This window comes from Thalassospira profundimaris (genome assembly GCF_003326675.1).
GTDB classification, from domain to species: domain Bacteria; phylum Pseudomonadota; class Alphaproteobacteria; order Rhodospirillales; family Thalassospiraceae; genus Thalassospira; species Thalassospira aquimaris.
Map to the genome: position 1 here is coordinate 1 of NZ_JPWF01000009.1, position 19,136 is coordinate 19,136.

Sequence of the window (19,136 nt, forward strand, 5' to 3'; positions counted from 1 at the left end):
GTCCGGACGGTGGCGCTGCTGCTGGCGGTAATGGCGATCAGGCGGCACTTGAGGATGGGGAGGCCAAGCAGGCCGAACTGTCAGAACTGGCATTTGCCGTGTCAGCAGACTTCAGTGCTCAGTTGGCGGCCTTTGGGGGGATGCCCGATCTCGAGGCCGAACAGCTTGCCGCTGCTTTGATGCTCCATAAGGTGCCTGCGTGACGGGTGAAGAATTTGAATTGAACGGCCTGGTTGGATGGATAGCATGATGCAAGCCATCACAACTAATGGTATAGTCATTGATTAATAGTGTTGCTATTTCCGAATATGGACAGATGTCGGAGATGGCATGCGAAGGGGGACTAAGAATTGGTTGCTGGAACTGTCAAATTAGCTGACGCATTTCGCAAATGGCGGAAGGTGGCCGTTGTAACCGGGGCAGTCGCATTGCTGTCAGCCTGTGCGGTCACACCCGAACCTTTGACCAGTGCTGACAACGATGCACGTGTTGCCGAGGATCTCGATCGGCTGTTTGCCAAACAGGAAAAGATCACTGGTCCGCTGAGCCTTGAAGAGGCTATTGCCCGCGCACTCAAATACAACCTTGACCATCGTTTGAAGCTGATGGAAGAGGCGGTTTCGATGGGGCAGCTTGATGTTGCCAACATGAACCTGTTGCCGGACGTTGTTGCATCTTCGGGCTGGACCCGCCGCAGCAAGCAGGACGCCACCTATAACGAAGACAAGACCTCGACATCGACCAGTTCGGACAAGAACGTGCGTGATGCGGACCTGACGGTCAGCTGGAACGTTCTTGATTTTGCGATTGGTTACATGCGGGCGAACCAGCAGGCCGACATGGCGTTGATCGTCAAGGAACGCCGTCGTCAGGTAATCCACAACGTCATCAATGACACCCGCAGTGCGTATTGGCGTGCGGCAGCGGCAGAACGCGCACTCGCACAGTTCGAGCCGGTTTTGCAAGAGGTACGCGATGCCCTTTCGCGCGCAGAAACGCAGGTACGTGAACGCGTAGGTGCCCCGCTTGAAGCACTGACCTATCAGGAAGATCTGCTTTTGACGTTGCGGGAACTTGAAACCCGCCGCCGTCAGCTGGTTGAAGCCCGCACCGAATTGGCAGTTCTTATGAACATCCATCCGGACAGCGAATTCACGCTTCAGGCCGCAACCGAAACTGACCGTGATGCGCTTCCGGTTCTGACCGAAAGCAGCGAAGTTCTTGAGCTTGAAGCACTGAAAAACCGTTCTGAACTTCGTTCCGAAGCATATCAGATGCGGATCAATCAGCAGGAAGCCAAGATCGCTATCGTTCAGATGATCCCAGGCCTGAATTTCAGTGCTGGTATCAATCACACCACGGATAGCTATAAGGTTAATTCGAAATGGTATGAAGGTGCGATCAACCTGTCCTGGAACCTGATGCAGGTCTTCAAGGCACCGGCAAATATGCGCCTTGCCGACAGCCAGATCGAACTTTCAGAAGTCCGTCGTCTGGCCCTAAGCATGGCGGTGATCAGTCAGGTGAATATCGCGCAGTTGCGTTTTGACCATTCCAAACGTGACTATGAACTGGCCGACAAGATCGCCAATGTTCAGAGCAATATTGCCGAAACGATTGATGCAAGCCGTTCTGCCAATACGGTTGGTGAAGCACAAGCCATTCGCGCCGAAGTCCGTGCAATGCTGAGTAATCTGCAACGCGACATGGCCTTTGCCGATATGCAGGCGTCATATGGTCGTCTGTTTGCATCCATTGGTGCAGACCCGTTCCCGAGCGAAATTCCGAACGACACGATCGAGGGTCTTTCCAAGGCCGTTGGCGAAGTTCTGTCGCGCTGGAACCGAGGCGAGTATGCGGCGCAGGAGCCGACTACGGAAGCCGAAGTTGTCGAGGCTTCGGCTGAAGCAACAAAGGCTGCTGTCCAGTAATGGCATTGATGGTTGGAATGATGCGGCGGGATGTTTTCAGACAGTCCCGCCGACTTTCTGGATTTGGCGTTGCGGGTGTGTTTTGCATGCTCGCAACGTTGTTGTTTGGGACTTCCCCGGTTTCGGCCCAAGACGGGGCCGAGGCACGGGTTCTGGTCACGACCCGCGAACGTGCCGTGCTTTCAGGTGAATTGGCAGCACGGATCAATCGTATTGCCGTTCGACCAGGCGAGCATTTCAAGAAAGGCGACTTGCTGATTGCCTTTGATTGCGCAGCCTACAAGGCCCAGCGGGCAACCGTTGCCGCCGATTTTCGACAGGCCGATGCGCAATTCAAATCCCAGCAACGTTTGTTTGAATTGCGCAGTGTTGGTGAACTTGATGTGATCATGGCTGAGGCGGCACGCGATAGCACGCGTGCGCAATTGCAGCTTCAGGACGTTTATCTTGAACGCTGTCAGATCAACGCCCCCTATGACGGGACAGTTGTTGAATGGCGCAGCCAGCCCTATCAGATCGCCAATCCCGGCGACGAGTTGTTGGCAATCATCGGTTCGGGTAGTCTTGAACTTGAACTGATTGTTCCGTCGCATTGGCTGGCATGGCTTTCCATCGGTAAGACGTTCCAGGCACGGATTGATGAAACCGGTTCTGTGATCACGGCAAAGACCGAGCGGATCGGTGCGGATATCGATCCGGTTAGTCAGACTGTCAAAATTTTTGCGACCCTTGATGGACAGGAAGGCAAGTTGCTGCCAGGGATGAGTGGCGTTGCCGTTTTTGATCCCAACCCTTGACGTGAGCCATGACGACCCCAACCGCATCTGCAATTCTGCTTGGTATCCAGAAATCCATTCGCCAAGCCCAGGATATGACCGCCTTGCGCTTTACGGTGGTGACCGAAACCCGGCGACTGGTTGCCTATCAGCAGGCCATTTTGCTGGCGCGCGGAATGGATGGCAAAGAACGGGTGATTGCGGTTTCCAACGTTCCAACGGTTGACCGCAATGCACCTTTTGTCCGGTTCGTCGAAAAACTGGTCAATGGTGAATTTTCCAGCACGTCTGATACACAAATACTGACGGCTGCAGACAGCGAGCATGGATCTGACGACTGGCGGGAGTTCCTACAGGAAAACCTGTTGTGCCAGCCTGTATGTGCCCCGGATGGAACCCGTTTGGGAAGCTTGATCCTGTCGCGGGCCAATATATGGGAAGAGGCGGAAAAACTGCTTGTCGGGCAGCTGGTTGATGCACTTGGACATGCATGGAACGCCTTGTCTCCGCGGAAACGGCAATCGGCATGGTTTGGCGATAAAAAGCGTCAGCGCATTGTTTTTGGATCGGCGTTGGCGTTGGCCGCCGTAGCCATGTTTATACCTGTCCCGCAAAGCACGATTGCACCTGCAACCGTTTCGCCACGTGATCCGGTGATGGTGGCAGCCCCGATTGCCGGGGTTATTCGTGATGTCGCCGTGCGACCGAACTCCCTGGTCAATAAAGGCGATTTACTGTTTTCATTCGAAGATGCAGAACTTAAAGCCAATTACGAAATTGCGCTTCGGGCCGTAGATACAGCCGAGGCAGAGTTGCGCCGTTCGTCACAGCAGGCTTTTGGGGATACCAAGGGGCGTGCAGAAGTCGCGTTGCAGCAGACCAGACTTGCCTTGCGTCAGGAACAGGCGGCCTTCAGCCAATATCAATTATCCCAGGTCGAAGTTCGCGCACCGCAAACGGGTATTGCCGTTTTTAGTGATCCGAATGACTGGCGCGGGAGGCCCGTTTCAACCGGCGAGCAGGTCATGTTGCTTGCCCGCCCGGATGATGCCGAACTTGTTGTGTCTATTCCGGTTGCTGATGCCATTTCATTGCGGGCCGGGGTTGAAGTAAGGTTCTTCCTCGATATTGATCCCTTGGCTTCTGTGCCGGCGGTATTGGAATATGCCGCCTATCAGCCGACCGAAACGCCGGAAGGTATTCTGGCCTATCGCGCCGTTGCGCGGTTTGAGGATCAGGATAATATCCCGCGGATTGGCCTAAAGGGATCGGCAAAAGTGATGGGGGATGATGTGCCGCTGGCACTGTTCCTGTTCCGTCGGCCCCTGTCGGCCTTGCGCCAGATGATCGGGTTCTGATCTGTCATGCTGGGACCGTTGCAACCAAGCGTACAGGACATGAATGTACCGCCCTTGCGCGAGGACCTGAAACTTTTCCCGGCCGGAACCGATGAATATGGTGCGCCCAACTGGACAATTTTTGACCCGGTGCGTAACCGCTATTTCCGGATTGGATATCTTCAGTTTGAAATGCTGCGCCGTTGGCATTTGCAAAAGGGTTCGGAAATTCTGGGGCGGGTGCGCGGTGAAACGGTCCTGACCCCGAATGAAGGCAGCCTGACATCTCTGATCAAATTCCTGCACGGCAACAGTTTGCTGCAACGTTATGGCAGTGAAACCGTCGACGAGTTTTCACGAATTGCCAAAGCCGGTAAAACAACGTTCTGGAAATGGTTGATCCATAACTATCTGTTTTTCCGCGTGCCGTTGTTGCATCCCGATCATTTTCTGCGCAAGACGCAGGCGTTTGCCGATTTCGTTGCATCGCGTTTTGTCACCATTGCGATCCTTGTTTTGGGCATGGTTGGTATCTTTCTGACCCTGCGGCAATGGGATCTGTTTGTGTCAACATTCATGGGTTTTGCCAACTGGCAGGGTGTTGTCTGGATGGCTGTGACCCTTGGCCTGACCAAGATATTGCACGAGTTCGGTCATGCCTATAGTGCGACACGGTATGGATGCCGGGTGCCATCGATGGGTGTCGCGTTCCTTGTGATGTATCCGGTGCTTTATACCGATACGTCCGATGCCTGGCGTATCGTCAGCAAGGAAAAAAGACTGCGGATCGGTGCGGCGGGCATTCGTGTTGAATTGTCATTGGCATTGCTTGCAACATTCTTTTGGCACGTGATCCCGCCGGGACCTTTGCAAAGTGCTGTTTTCCTGATGGCGACGACAAGCTGGATTGCCACGCTGTTTATCAATCTAAGCCCGTTCATGCGCTTTGACGGTTACTACCTGTTGTCGGATTTCCTCGGGATTGCCAATCTTCAAAACCGGTCATTTGCGATGGCAAAATGGGCCATTCGTGAACGGCTTTTTGCGTTGGGTGATCCGCCGCCCGAACCGATGGCTGCGCCGAAAAGAAGAATGCTGGCGCTATTTGCGGTCGCGGTGTGGATTTATCGTTTCTTCCTTTTTCTCGGGATTGCGGTTGTTGTCTATCACCTGTTCTTCAAGGTTCTCGGAATTGTTCTGTTTATCATCGAAATTGCATGGTTCATCGTGATGCCAATCTCCAAGGAAATGAAAAACTGGTGGAAAGAGCGTCATCGTGTGAAACGCACCCCTGTGCAGTGGGCGGTTGGCGGGTTGCTTATCGGTGCAGTCCTGATCATGACAATCCCCTGGCAGTCACACGTCACCGCAGAGGCAATTGTTAGGGCGGCTGGCGAAGGCGAAGTTGTCAGCGCCGTGGCCGGGCAAATTCGGGAAGTTACCGTGCACAAAGGCGATCAGGTCAAAGCAGGTGATCCGATTGCTATTATGACGTCGCCCGAACTTGATGCCGAGCATCGCATCCGTGATCTTGAATTGGCCGAGGCCAACATCCTGCTTGATCAGTCCGAACTTAATCCGGAACAACGCGGCGATTATTCTGCCCGGTTGCAGGAAATGCGACGTCTAAGTGCGCGGATCGAGGCCCTTGATGCGCGTGAAGACCTTCTGGTTTTGACAGCACCGATTTCCGGTACTGTGCGTGAAACATCTGACATCCTCAAACCCGATCACTGGATCGGGCCAAGAGTACCATTGGCCCGTATTGTTGATGACAAACAACATCAATGGGAGGTGGTTGCCTATATCTCGCAGCGTGAAATCAATCGTCTTGGCAGTGCGCCGACCGCACGGTTCTACCCGGAACAGATTACAAGCCCGGCACTTGATATCCAGATCAAGACGGTCGAACGCCTGAACAGTTCCTTTGTTGATGAAGCGATCCTGACGACCCCGAATGGCGGTGCTATCGCCGCAACCAGGGATCGTGAAGGACGATACACGCCACTTGATCCGGTTTTCAAGGTGACAGGGACCGTGATGGATGCATCTGCGGTTGCCGCAGAACAGGATGCTTTTTCGCAACTCCGCCGTGGTTCCTTGCAAATCGAGGCCAGCGCAAAAAGCATGGTCACAAGCCTGTATGAAGCTGTGGTGTCAGGTGTGATCCGGGAAATGGCGTTTTAACGGGACGCATGCTGTCCTTATGTCCTCAAGATCAAGCTGGTTAACCAAACCAATGCAGGTCATTGGTGTGCGGGAAACAGCTGTTTCTTATGCATACCTGTTTTTACAAACCGTTTCAAAACAACCGGCCGATATCGCCTTTGGATAGTGATATTGCGTAATGCGTCCCAACGTGTTCAGTCTATCTGGCCTGTTTCGTACCCTGCAGATTAAGGGAAAGCCTTTGTGGCATGTTCGAGATTGGAACCGGGGAAAACACGGCTGTGCATGCATCTTTGCGGTTGGCCATACGGCAGGTAGCTGTTCTTATGACGTTGGTGATCGGGGGAATATCCCCGGTGGCGGCGCAAACCGCTGAGGAACGTGCAGCAGCCGTTCTTCAAATGGTTGGAAAAATTGCCGAGCTATCGCCTTATCTTCCCAAAGAACTTGAACGCAACGGCCGTGATTATGAGGCCGAACTTGGTAGTAAAAGACGGGCCGCTATCTTTTTTGATGCGAACGAAAAAGATACGCAAAAAGACGCCAACTGGATGGTTCTGTTACCGGTGGCAGAATTCGATTTCGCCGGGCCTTATCCCGAAGGCAAAGACATTGCCCTGAATTCCCTGCGTACAAACGATACGTTTATTCTGATCGCCAAGTCTGATGGCGTTCTTGATTTTGATAACACCTCATCGACAATCAAACAGCATCTTGAACGGTTCCTTGTTGGCAAGGCAAAGACCCTGAAGGTCAAAAGCGGGATCAACTTTTGGGGGCAGGTTGATCTTGATGCATCGAAGGTTATCAAACCGCTTTTACGTCCATTGGAATTGAGTAAGTCAGAAGCTGTCATTCGGGGAACGGTAGGTGCCGATCTTTTGGCATTTTATCTGAATGGCAAAGGCGGAACCGATATCAAGGAGCGCAGCAAACTCTCCCTTTCCATGGAACTTGATGGTATCCACCCCTCAAAGATTTCCCGGTTTGTCAGCAGCAAGACCATGACCTTGACTGTTACAGGGGCCGAAGATGGACAGTTCCTGATAGGTGGCCAGACAGACCTTTCAATTGGTATGGGGGTTCGGAAGCTTTCAGCGACCGGGGAGATTACCATTGATCCTGATCCGGGCGATGACAGTCGGGTCTTTGAAGTGACGGCCAATGTGCCAGAGGCAGAAGCCAAACGGCTAAGTTATAATGGGGGGACGGCGAGATCCCTGACCGTTACCTTTGCCCTTACCAAGGAATATGAACAGGTCCTGACGGCGTCGGGTATGGCGGAAACCCGGACAGGTCAAAAGTTCGAGATCGCGGCTGATCTTGATACCGAAGATGGTCGAAAGGAATTTGATCTTATTCTTGGGGGGCCGTCCCTAAATGCGCTGACCGAACTCGACATTCCTGGGTTTGGTGAAATTCGTGTCCAGAATGTATCGCGTTCTGGTCGGATGACGGTTGGTGAAACAGTTGCCCGCGATGTTAAGGGCAAAGTTTATATTGCCGAAGATCGTGGCAAGGCATCCTATATTGCCTTTGTTCCCGATGCTGGTACGTTTCGCACCGATGCGTTTTTCCCGGCGGTAGAAGGATCGGCATTTGACATTGGAAATGTCGCCGATGGCCTGTTTTTCTATATGTCAGAAGACATAGACAGGCTTGATTTCGCGCGTTTGCCAGCGCAAATGCGTGAACTTTTGGAACGTGCGGCACCGGGATTTGATCCTGTGTCGATCAAATCGGGCACTCCAAAGGGCAGTAAATATGACAGCTTGAATGTGCTGTTTACCCAGCGTACAGCAAAGCAAAGTTCCTATGGGCGGGTGCTGGATTTTCTGGGGGCCGGGGATAGTGGCATTTCCTTTGTCGGGCAAGTTGATGGCCGATTGTTTGATGAACCCGAGGATGACATTAACGAATTTTTCCGCCGTTCAAGTGATGGTCGCAAAATTGAGAAAGCGATCATTGATTCTCTGTTTGTCAAAGGGACCGTAAGCGGCGTTGCCTTTACCGCAATTCCCGGTTTTGAGCTTATTGACCGCGGCTTTGGGATTTATTTTGATGGAACGAAAAACGGTTCATATGCTGCCGTTGCCGGGATCAGTGGGCAGTTGCAGTTACCCGGCTGGAAAGACCCCCGAACTTTTGGTGTGTCTGTTGCGGCCAACGCAAAGCCCGACAGTGCCAACCTTTTGACATTTACCGGCGGCGAGTTCGACAAGGGAACGGTTGACCTTAAACGCGGTGGCATTGCGATGGAAACTGCCATTGGTCAGGGAAAATCCGGCATTCCGGTCTTGGAACATATCCGTCTGAGTGGGCAAATCTCGCTTGATGAATTGCTGCAAATTCCCGCCGGAAATCTGAAATCATTGCGTTTCGAAGATGTCTATTTGTCATCAAGGGGCATTGCAGCTGCCCTTGAATATGGACAGGCAAAAGGGCAGCTTTTTGTATCGCGGTCCCGTGATGACATTATTTTGGGGATTGCTGCCCAAAATCTTGGAACCGATGCGATTGTGCCGGGACTGAGCAATACGGTTTTGCGCGGGATCGAAAGCCCGCAGCAGGCTGTATTGCTGCGTCTGGATCGCAACGGAAATGTTGCGCAAAATGATAACAGACTTGCCCTGACCGAGCTTCCAGGTCCCCTTGAAACTACATTGCGACGCATCACCGGCTCAACATCCGCAGGTGACGAGATAACATTGGTGCCCGGTGCCAATTACTGGTCGGAGCTGTCGGTTGCAAGAAATCCGGTTTTAAACCAGCTGTTTAAATCGACGACGGGCAATGCACCACAAAGCATCGCAATGCACGGGGTGTTACCGGCACAGCTGTTTCAGACGATTTTGACAACGCGTGGTAAAAGCCTGTCGCGTCCAAGCATCAGCGATCTGGACGGGGTTGATATCCGTGCAGAAATACACGGCTTCAATTTGCCGGGTATCGACGAATTCATTCGGGTTGACGGTACCGCATCGCTGGCATTTCGTGGTCAGGATGGGGAATTGTTTGCCGGTATTGATGTCCCGGTGTCGGGAACATTGCCATTCCTGAACGTTGATGTCCGTTCCAATGCCAAAGTTGCCCTTAAAGTCGATGATAAGCGCAATCTTGTTTTGGCGCTGAATATGCCGGTTTCATTTGCATCTCGATTTGATAACCGAACCCTGGAAATCAGTTCAAAGGCCTCTTTGACGCTTGGAAGTGCGCGTGATTTTTCTTTGAACATTCAGGGCGATGCCACTCTGCGCGATATTGCCGGCTATGACATTCCGGGATTGGGGACACTCGCGCTAGGCGACCTTCGGCTGGTGCCTGGCATGGCATACGGGCAACTTAAACTCGGCCCGTCAAAATCTGATTTTGCAATGATTTCAGGAAATGGCAGTCCAATTGTTGCAATTGCCAGTTCGGAACTAAGCCCCGATCTTCTGATTCCCGGCTTGGCGCAGACACCGTTATCGGGATTAAACCTTAGCCAGTCGACGCTGTTATATGGCAAATCCGGAACAACGCCTGATCTTGTTGCAATTGCCGCGACGAAAGCGTTACCCGATGCCGTGCGCGGGGTCCTGAACGCAGTTGCGCAAAGCGATATTCCCTGGACGGGCGGGTTATATCTGGATGCGACGTCGGACATCGGTCGGTCGCCGGTCATTTCCAAATTGATGGCCAAACTTGGTCAAGCCAATCCCAAACCAATCCGCGTCTACGGCACTTTGCCTGGTGATGTCCTGAGCCAACTTGGCGCCATGGCACAAGGCAAGAAAAGCCGCCAGGATGCCGGGCAGGCGATGCTTGCGCAGGTTAACCTCAAAGGCAATTTGCCAGATTTGAAAGTTGTTGTCGGAGCAAGTGGTGTCAGCCTGCGTGACGGGGTTCTGACCATTCGCGGTGAAAATGCCGATGGCGGCGGCCCTGTAAGATTGAAAGCCGGTATTGCCGGTGGTTTTGATCTTGCTGTTCCGTTACCTGCGCAGAAACTTTCGGTTGATGGTTTTGTTGCGGTTGATGCCGGGGCGACAGCCCGTGATATTGTGATGAAAGTGGACGGCAAAGGTGTGTTTGGACGCAGCGCCAAACCCTTTGCCATTGCCGGAACTGTCGGATTTGGCAACACTGACAATCAGTCTGCCTTTGACTGGACCGGGGATGTCAGTCTTGCTGATCTGAGTGGTCTGGATATACCGGTTTTGGGTGAGACCACCCTGTCAAAGGCGCGGATTTCATCACGCGAAATATCGGGACAGGTTGAGCTTGCTGGTGGCACTACAACATTTTCAATTTTCAGGGATTCCGGGGCGCGAACACCCCTTTTGGCTTTGGCCCAGAAACAGTTCGATGCAGCCCGCCTGATCCCGGGGATTGCCGGAACACCACTTGATACGGCAGTTCTTGAAAACGGGGCACTGATTATCGCCCCACCCGGTACGTCTGGGATGCTTGAACCCGGTGAACTGCCCGAAATTATTGCTGCTTCGCTTAGGGATGAGGATGCGGCCTTTTCGGCGCTTCCATTGTCCGAAGGTGTGAACCTGTCAGTTGTTGCAGCCCTAAAGGATGGCTCACCGCTTGCGCGCGCACTGGGGACGGTGGGGACAAAACGGCGTGATTTCCGGTTTGCAGGCAAGATACCGGCCAAGCAGCTGAATGCCTTGATCAAGGGGCAGAAACCGCAACTAAGTACAGCCGACCTTCGCGACGTTGCGTTGAATGCGGATATTCCGGCGATTTCCCTGCCACATATTGGCAAGGTGATTGCGTTGCAGTCAAGTCGCCTGACCCTTGCGGGAACCGATGTTCTGGATGACGAAGGTGCTCCAACCGGTGATGTGTTGGTTCGGCTTGCTGCCACGGGGGGGCTGACCATCAAGTTGCCCAACAAGGACCTTGCACTTGACGGCCGGTTGGCATTCGAAAAAAGCGATGGTGCAACCAATCTGGTGCTTGCCGGATTTACACCGGTCAATTGGGAACGTGCGTTTGGTATCCCGTTCCTCACCCTTGATGAAATCCGGGTTTCAGCAAAGCTTGACCGGGATGTCGAAAAGACTGGGCTGCTTCTTGCCAGTACGACCAAAGTGCTGGTCTCAGGCAAACAGATGCAGGCCAGTGGGGATATTGCATTTTCTCCCAGTGGTTTGACCGATGTGAAACTTGCTCTGCAAAATGATCTGTCGGTCGGGGATTTGCCGGTCATCGGTACGTTGCCCCTGATTAATGAATTCAGTTTGAAATCCGCCCAGATTTCACGTGCTGGATTGGAAGCAACGGTCGACTGGCCGGCATTGGGTCTTAGCAATGCGAGACTGTCAGCCACCCGGATCGGGGGGAGTAGTGTCGGTATGCTGAAGTTACCGGAACTTGATCTGGCAAGCCTGATTGAAAAGGCTGGTGGCGGCGGGAACAGTGGCAATTCGATCCTGTCAGGCTTGAAACTTCCGGATGCCGGATTGATCTTTAACAGCGCAGCAGTAGCCGTGAATTCACTGAACGATCAACTGGGCACAGCCAATCCGCTTGCTGATGTGTTGGGGCGTTTGCCCAATCAGAATCTTGAAAGCGGGATTACATTGGTCGGGCGCATTGGCCGGGAAAACCTTCCGGTTCCTGTTGCCGACCTTCTGGCAAGCCAGTTGAATTTCTTTGAAATGGTGCAAGGCGACCTGATTGTTTCCGGGCGTATTGGCAATTTGCTGAAAAAATCGGGGGCGTTTGAGTTGGCGGCTGACTTACCCCGTTTCAAGTTCCCCGATGCGTTCGAAATTCCCGGAATTCTTGCACTGAATGATACCAAGGCGCGGTTTGCAATCGGCGCGGATTTGACGCAAAAAACCGCCCATCTTGGCGTCTATTCCGATCTGTCGTTGAAGCTGGTTGATAAAAGCTTGGCGCTCGAGGGTGGGCTTGGTGTCGCCAAACGTCAAGACGGCCTTGAACTGGCATTGCGCGGGCGTTCGCAGGTTGATTGGAACGAGGCCTTTGGGCTTAAATTTCTTAGTCTTGAAGATATCGGACTGTCGGGCCGTTTGGTTGCGGGAAGTAACAGCAAGCAGCTTGATCTTGGACTGGATGCCATTACCCGGATCAATGACAAGATGGTCAAGGGACTTTGGGAAATCCAAGTCCGGGACGGTGCCCTTAAGGACATTGTGCTGGCAATTGATAATGACCTGAAACTTGCGGATTTGCCGATCATCAAAGATTTGCCAGGGATCGGTGTTACTGGCGATTTTCAGATTTCAAACGCGTCGGTTTCCCTGCGCGGGTTTTCGGCAAATGTAAAATGGCCGTCGCTTGGACTGGATGGCAAGACCGCCTTTTTTGAAACAAACAAACAGATGGTCGGGATGATGGAAGTCCCGAACCTTGATTTTACGGCCTTTGCAAATTCAGCCCCATCCGAAGTCAAAAAGGTACTGGGACAGTTAAGTGGTCTTAAATTCCCCAAAGCGGTGCTGAGTTTCTCGACCGGTCTGATTGATGGGGTAAATACCGCGCAATTGCCCGATATCGCCGGGGATATGATGCGCGATATCTATGGTTCGGATACCAAGATCACGGTTCCGGATGGTGTATCGCTGATGGCCAGTCTGACGCCCGATGATCTGCCCACCAGCCCGGTCAACCTTAAGGAACTACTGATAAGGGACCTGGGACTGTTCGGCCCCAACGGCGCGCAGATTGATCGTTTGATTCTTGCCGGTGGGCTTGGCGGTGTTCTTTCGGGACAACCCAATATCTATCTGGCTGCAAAACTGCCAAAGGTTGAATTCGGGAATAATTTGCAGGCCTTTGCAAGTCTGGTCAATTTTGACCGCGCCGGTTCAGAATTCTTTTTGCAATTTTCGCTCGAACATCTGGCCGCGCGTGTGGGGATTGCCGGAAATGTGGTGCTTGATATTCCGCGTCTGGCGCAGCCACAGATACGAGACAAGGTGGCGTTTAAAGGCAGCCTGCTGGCCAGTGTCGATGCCGTGTCATGGGCCGGTGCATTCAAACTGACCGGGGCGATTGACGGGGAATGGAAAAGCCCGCTTGGTATCAATGAAAACGTTACCCTGCGCAAGGCTGCGATTACTGTCGGTGGTGACCCCGATGGATCGGCCGAGATTGGCATCAAGTCGGGTGGGCAATGGCGTTTGCTTGACCCCGATAATGGTGGAAAGAAGAACTTCGATTTCACATCCGAATTCGTCACCAGCATCAATTTTGCAGCTTCTGGTGTTCCAATCCCCAAGAAACTTGGTGTGAATCTTGAGTTTGGGGAACAGACCGAACTCTCCATGATGTCGCAAATCGAAATCATGGATGCGGCTTTACGCGGGGTTGTAACCGGGCCGCTTGCTAGCGAAATTGCCAAGGGACTAGGCCCGGATGCGTCCAACGGGTTCAACCATTTCAAGGGGGCTTTGAACGACCCGAATACCAGTTTGGTCAAGGTCATGCAGCTTGACCAGTTGCCTTTGCGATTGCTGTCGGTCAAAGGCGCACAGGTGATGTTCCGGACACCGGGGGCGGTCATTCCGGGCGAAGAAGGGGAATCAACCGTTGGTTTTGTTACCAAGGGACGTTTCTTTGCCAAGCTTATGGGACAGGCCCAGCGTGAACTTGGCCAGCTTGATAACCGCCTGACATTCAAGGACGGGCTTAAGGTTTATGGTGATCTGAAACCATTCAAGCTTGGCCCGCTTGAACTGCGGCAAGCCAATATCGATATCGCAGCCGGGCTGAATCCGATTGCCCAGCCGCCGCATTTCAAACTGGCCGGGGATATATCATTGTTCCCCGGTACCTTTGACCGCACGATTGTCAATCTGTCCAAGGATCAGATTTCCTTCAGGGTGGCGAAGGATTACGGTGAAATTGGCAAGCTTGATGTCACTGCTGAAACGCCCAAAGGGGCCAGCCTGATTTCGTCGGATACCGATTTCATCGTTAAGGCAACGGGGCAAACTGAAATCGATAATGTGTTGTTTGAGAAGATCTTCCCGGTTCTCAAAATCCCGACTGCGGTTGAAACGTGGCTTAAAAAAACCACACCGCTTTTCATCAGCGGGTTCAGCTTTGAGGGGGCCGCCAAGGCGTTTGTCAAAGGTGATCCATTGATCCTGTCAGTAAAGCACAAGATTTTTGGTGATTCCGAAGTCCCCGATGTCACGGTTCGGATGGAGCCGATCTGGAAGACCGGCAACATACAGGATTTGTTCCTTGGCCGTCAGGTGATTGATGCTCTTGGACAAAGCTTCTTCTCGTATCTGATCGAACATCCGCAGAAAATTCAGGTCGGTGATCTTGGGCCGATTAAACTTGCTGCCGACGGCGAGCTGAGTGCTGCGACAATTGAAAAGAATGGTGAAAAGAAAAACGCGCTGGTTCTTAAGGCCCGGGCAAGCATGTTGGGACTGACCAACAAATCTGTCTTTATCTCGATGTTTCCGACACACTTTGTGTTGCGCACACAGGACAATCTGGCGGGGCTGTTTAAATCTGACATCTTTGTCTGGTCAGAAGGCGGTTCCATCCTGTTGCCGGACCGGGTTGAATATTGGGCGGATGTGGATAACGGGTTGACCAACTGGCTGCAGGGCAAGATGGGGCAGGTGATTGCGCGCGGCCGCGACGAAGTGAACCAGAAGCTTGATGTTGCCCAAAAATCGTTGGCCCAAGCAAAGACAAATGTCGCCAACCTTGAAAATCAGATCAATAGCAAGCGTGCCGAAGTAAAGGGCAAGCGCGAAGAAGGGGCGAACCTTTTGCGTCGGGCACGCGATGCTGTCAATGCGCAAAGATCGAAACTGTCATCGCTTGAATCTTCGCGAAACGATCTGCGTCGTCAAAGGCAGGCGGCCGAACGAAGCTGGAACGTGTTTGAAAAACTGAAAATTCCGGCACTATGGATTGCCGAACAGGGTGTCGTTGTCGCAATGAACATTGCGCGGGAAACGCTGAAAGTTGTTGAAGGCGGGCTGGAAGTTTCAGCGCGTGCAGTGGAAAACTTCCCGGTTGACCTTCATCCCGAAGTCGCTCCGCTGATCTTTGCCAAATCCACGGCATTGGCAGCGGTCAGTGTTGCCGAAGCCAGCGTCAAAGCAGCCCAGTCTGTCGCAAACAACACCATTACACTGGCCGATACCCTTATTAAGGGGGCGATCAAGCCTGCAAACCTGAATATCAAGCGTGCGACAATGAAGGGAACATTGGCGGCCAATGTGATCGATACCAAGGGTGAATTGTATCTGGAGGGAGATTTCTGGAACCACAGCGACATCGAAACAAAAATCGCATTTGATGTTGGTCGTCCGCAAAACACGCAAGTTGGGGATCTTGCTCGACTGTTCTTGGCTCTATTTGAAAATCAGGAAGTCTCATTCTTCCGTCAGACAGCACCGCAAAAACCCGCCGATATCGCCAAACTTGCCCTGAACGAAGAAGAACTGGCTCGACAACGCGAAACTGCGCGCATTGAACGTGAACAACGTGAAGCCGAAGAACTTAAGCGACTTGAAAAAGAGCGCGCCGAGATGCTGGCAAATGCCCGTGGTAAGCTACCCAACGGAGGACAAAACCTGTCAATCCGTCGACCGGGAACAGATCTGTGTCTGACAATGACGAACCAGACAGTATTTGACGGACGGTTCCGTGAAATCGCCCTGCGTGATTGTGTGGGAAGCCGAAACCAGACCTTTACATTCAAAAGTGACGGGTATGTCGAGATAGGAGATCCGGCCGATAAGTTGTGTCTGGATCATTATCAGGGGCAGATCACAGGATATCGGTGTGAGAACCATGAAGCCCGCCGATATATGATCAGTGAGCATCGTATTTTCATTCAGGATAAGGACAGCTGTTTTGAAACGGGGCCAAATGGTGTGGTTTATTTACGTACCTGTGCGCAAAGCCCAGCCCAACGCTATGAGCCAGTGTTTCTAACCAACCTTGTCGCCGGGCGGGAACTCTGGCGCAATGTTTCGTCTCCAAGTACTCAACTGACTGATGGGAATGTTTCAGTAAATGTTGAAACGCCTGCAAAAATGACCCCGACAATCGGCATTGATCTTGGAAAAGTATATCGGATCGATCAGATCAGGCTGTTTGGTATTGATCGCAAGGCAAGTGATCTTGTGATGCTTGTTTCTGTCGATCCGTTTGTCGGTGTGCCTGTCTGGTCCTGGCCAAATGATGGGATCAAGCGATACCGGGTCAAGGATATGGTGGATGATCATGGCTTCCTGCTTGGAGGAGAGGAAGGTCGTTACATCATGTTGACCCGCGAGGCAAACGGGGCACTTAACCTGTCTGAAATTGCGATATTTGGTGATGCCAAGGCGGTGCGTAACGGTCTTGACAGTTTGCCCATTCATAACATTGCGCAAAACAAAAGCGCGCGGCAGCGATATGATGATCAAGGTGCAAGTGCGGCATCGTTTGCTGTCGATGGTAACAGCTTTGCTGTTCGTGATCCGGGACGCGGATTGACCGGCAGCTGGATGGAAAGCCGGGATGGTAACTTGTGGTGGGAACTTGATCTTGGCGATTATTACCCGATCCGCGAAATACGCCTGCATGCGCACAATGAAGAAAACCTGGCGGGCGCGGAGGTTCTCCTAAGCAGTGAACCATTTGGAAACGAGATTTATCGGGGATTTGCCGGAGACGGGGTTATTCGCCGATCGGTTTCGAGTACCAACAGGCAGGTTGCCATCGCATTGAACGAAGACGTTGCGCGATATGTTCGTGTTCGCACTGTCAATGGCACCCGACTTGGTCTGGCAGAAGTTGAAGTGATGAGCTCGGGGCGGAAAGTAGCAAGGCCACCATCGCGACGGGATTATACCAACCTTGCCTTGAACAAGCCGACAGCGATGTCGCGACAATTGAGCAACGCAACAATACCGGGCAATGGGAATGATGGCGTTATCGGGCGCAATGAAAACCAAATCGCATATGCCCCGGCCGATGATCACCCATGGTGGCAGGTTGATCTTGGGGCTGTTTACAAGATTGATCGGGTGGTTGTTGAAAACTATACACGCAACCAGCCGGTAATGAACCGTATGGACGGGGCGCGTATCTTCATCTCGCGCTATCCGATTGAAACCGACGATATTGACGTCATTGAACAGATGGGTTCGGTTCATGCCGTGCAGTTGCAAGGCGGGCACGAGACTTATGACCTGAATGTCGGGAATGCCACATATGGCCGTTATGTCCGTATTCAGGCGAGAAAGCATGAATATCTTAACTTTGCAGAACTGTCGGTCCTCAGTAAAACCGGCAATGACAACAGCCCGGTATCCCGAAACCTTGCCGCGGGAAAAACCGTGACCGCATCAAGTCATTATTCCGATAATCCCCCCGAACGCGGCGTGGATGACTGGATGGGGGGATTGTTCCATTCGACCGAGGAAGAAAATCCGTGGTGGGATGTTGATCTTGGGGCGCATTATCCCATCGAAATGGTGCGTGTCTTTAATCGCACGGATTGTTGTAAAGATCGTCTGGCCGGGGTGCGTGTGACAGCATCAAACTATCCGTTCAGCAGCATGGAGAATTTCGCCTATGAAAACCATGTATCGGGTAGAAATCGCACGGTCACTCTTAAAAACCAACCCTATGCCGAGGCCGATTTTGTGAATAACGGCGCACCTTTGACCGCCCGGTATATTCGCTTGCAGGCCCCGGGAAATCGCGTCTTGAATTTCCGCGAAGTCCAAGTGTTCGGACAGGCGGCGGTAAACCGATTTAAAGAAGATTATCCGTATGGCAGGGTTTATGAATATGGCGAATTCTATTTCCGCCCGGCGCATTTCCAATATTGTGTGACCCAATCAGGCAGGCGACTGCAAACCGGGGCATGTGATCGTGTCTTTAGCCTGTTCCAGGATGGCACCCTGCGCGCGGCGGCCAATGCCAATGACTGTATGACCGAACCGTCCAGTACAAGCGGGGCCTATCAACTAGAAAGATGTGACCCGCAGAACATGCGCCAGAAATTTGACTTCGAATGGCTGGAAAATGGTAGGCGCCCGGTCAAGCTGGAACGTGCCACCCGGGTAAAAATCAGAAACCGCCAATCCGGTCTGTGTCTTGACCTTTCATCGTCAAACGTTGCCATGGGCACACGTCTGCAACCCCATGCATGTGCGACAAGCAGCTATCAGGAATGGAACTTAACCCCGCATCAGGACTTCCATCGGATTGCCGGCCCCCTCAGCTTGGAAAGCTATGGCAGTGGCGGTCGACGACTTGATGTGAACGGACGGGGTGTTGCAGTGATTTATCGGCAGAATGGTGACAGTTCCCAGAAGTGGCTTCAGATCGGGCATCCGGATGACAAATCCAATACATTCCGCCTTCGCAGTGTCGCGAATGGGCAGTGTCTAGAACCATCTGACAGCAGAAGTCACGCCAAGATCGGAACATATAGTTGCCGTTCGAGTACAAAAGGTCAGTTGTGGCGGTGGGATGGCGACCGTCTGGTACATGACCGCACGGGGCTGTGTATGGATGTCGAAAGTGCAAATGATCGGGATATGACAAATCTGATCCTGTATCGCTGCCACAATGATTGGAACCAGAAATGGCGTCATTGATCAAAATAGGTCTGTGTGCAGGTGTTTTGCTGACCTCATCTAGTTTGGCACTTGCCACAAATTCGGGCGATGAATTGCCAGAAACGCCATCGCCTCAGGAAATCGAGATTTGTCTAGAGATCATCGGGGAACTGATAGAAGAGGCAAAAGAGCAGGAAGGCGAAGACCTTCGGATTGAACAGGACGAAGCGCAGGAGTTCTGCAGGTCTGGCGCCTTCTTTGCCGCAATAAACGAAGCACTGGGCGAAGATGGTGATCTGGATGACCAGTTTGATAGCGAAGAGAAGCTTATAAAACACCGTCCTGACTGGATCAGGTGAC

Annotated in this window: 7 protein-coding genes; all 7 read left to right on the plus strand. The window is 52.5% G+C overall.

Translation table 11 applies throughout. The annotated features are described in order from the left end of the window. The coding region (locus TH19_RS22770) for a hypothetical protein (RefSeq protein WP_181846416.1) at positions 1–203 on the plus strand (203 nt) is incomplete at its 5' end. A gap of 198 nt (positions 204–401) precedes the next feature. Continuing rightward, entirely contained in the window at positions 402–1,931 is a 1,530-nt protein-coding gene (locus TH19_RS13850; RefSeq protein ID WP_181846417.1) for a TolC family protein, read from the plus strand. Between the two features lie 86 nt (positions 1,932–2,017). Beyond that, positions 2,018–2,728, plus strand: coding sequence for an efflux RND transporter periplasmic adaptor subunit (locus tag TH19_RS13855; protein ID WP_181846418.1), 711 nt, complete (start codon positions 2,018–2,020; stop codon positions 2,726–2,728). Positions 2,729–2,736: 8 nt separating this feature from the next. After that, the gene (locus TH19_RS13860) at positions 2,737–4,065 is read left to right on the plus strand and encodes an efflux RND transporter periplasmic adaptor subunit (protein WP_114102959.1); all 1,329 of its coding nucleotides are present in this window, start codon (positions 2,737–2,739) and stop codon (positions 4,063–4,065) included. Between the two features lie 6 nt (positions 4,066–4,071). Beyond that, on the plus strand, positions 4,072–6,231 hold the full coding sequence (locus tag TH19_RS13865) for an HlyD family efflux transporter periplasmic adaptor subunit (RefSeq protein WP_114102960.1): 2,160 nt from the start codon (positions 4,072–4,074) through the stop codon (positions 6,229–6,231). A gap of 230 nt (positions 6,232–6,461) precedes the next feature. Then, entirely contained in the window at positions 6,462–18,815 is a 12,354-nt protein-coding gene (locus TH19_RS13870) for a galactose-binding domain-containing protein (protein ID WP_114102961.1), read from the plus strand. Continuing rightward, positions 18,803–19,135: a hypothetical protein gene (locus tag TH19_RS13875; RefSeq protein WP_114102962.1), complete on the plus strand. Its 333-nt coding sequence runs from the start codon at positions 18,803–18,805 to the stop codon at positions 19,133–19,135. Before TH19_RS13870 ends, TH19_RS13875 begins: the two co-directional genes overlap by 13 nt. The last annotated feature ends 1 nt before the right edge of the window (position 19,136 follow it).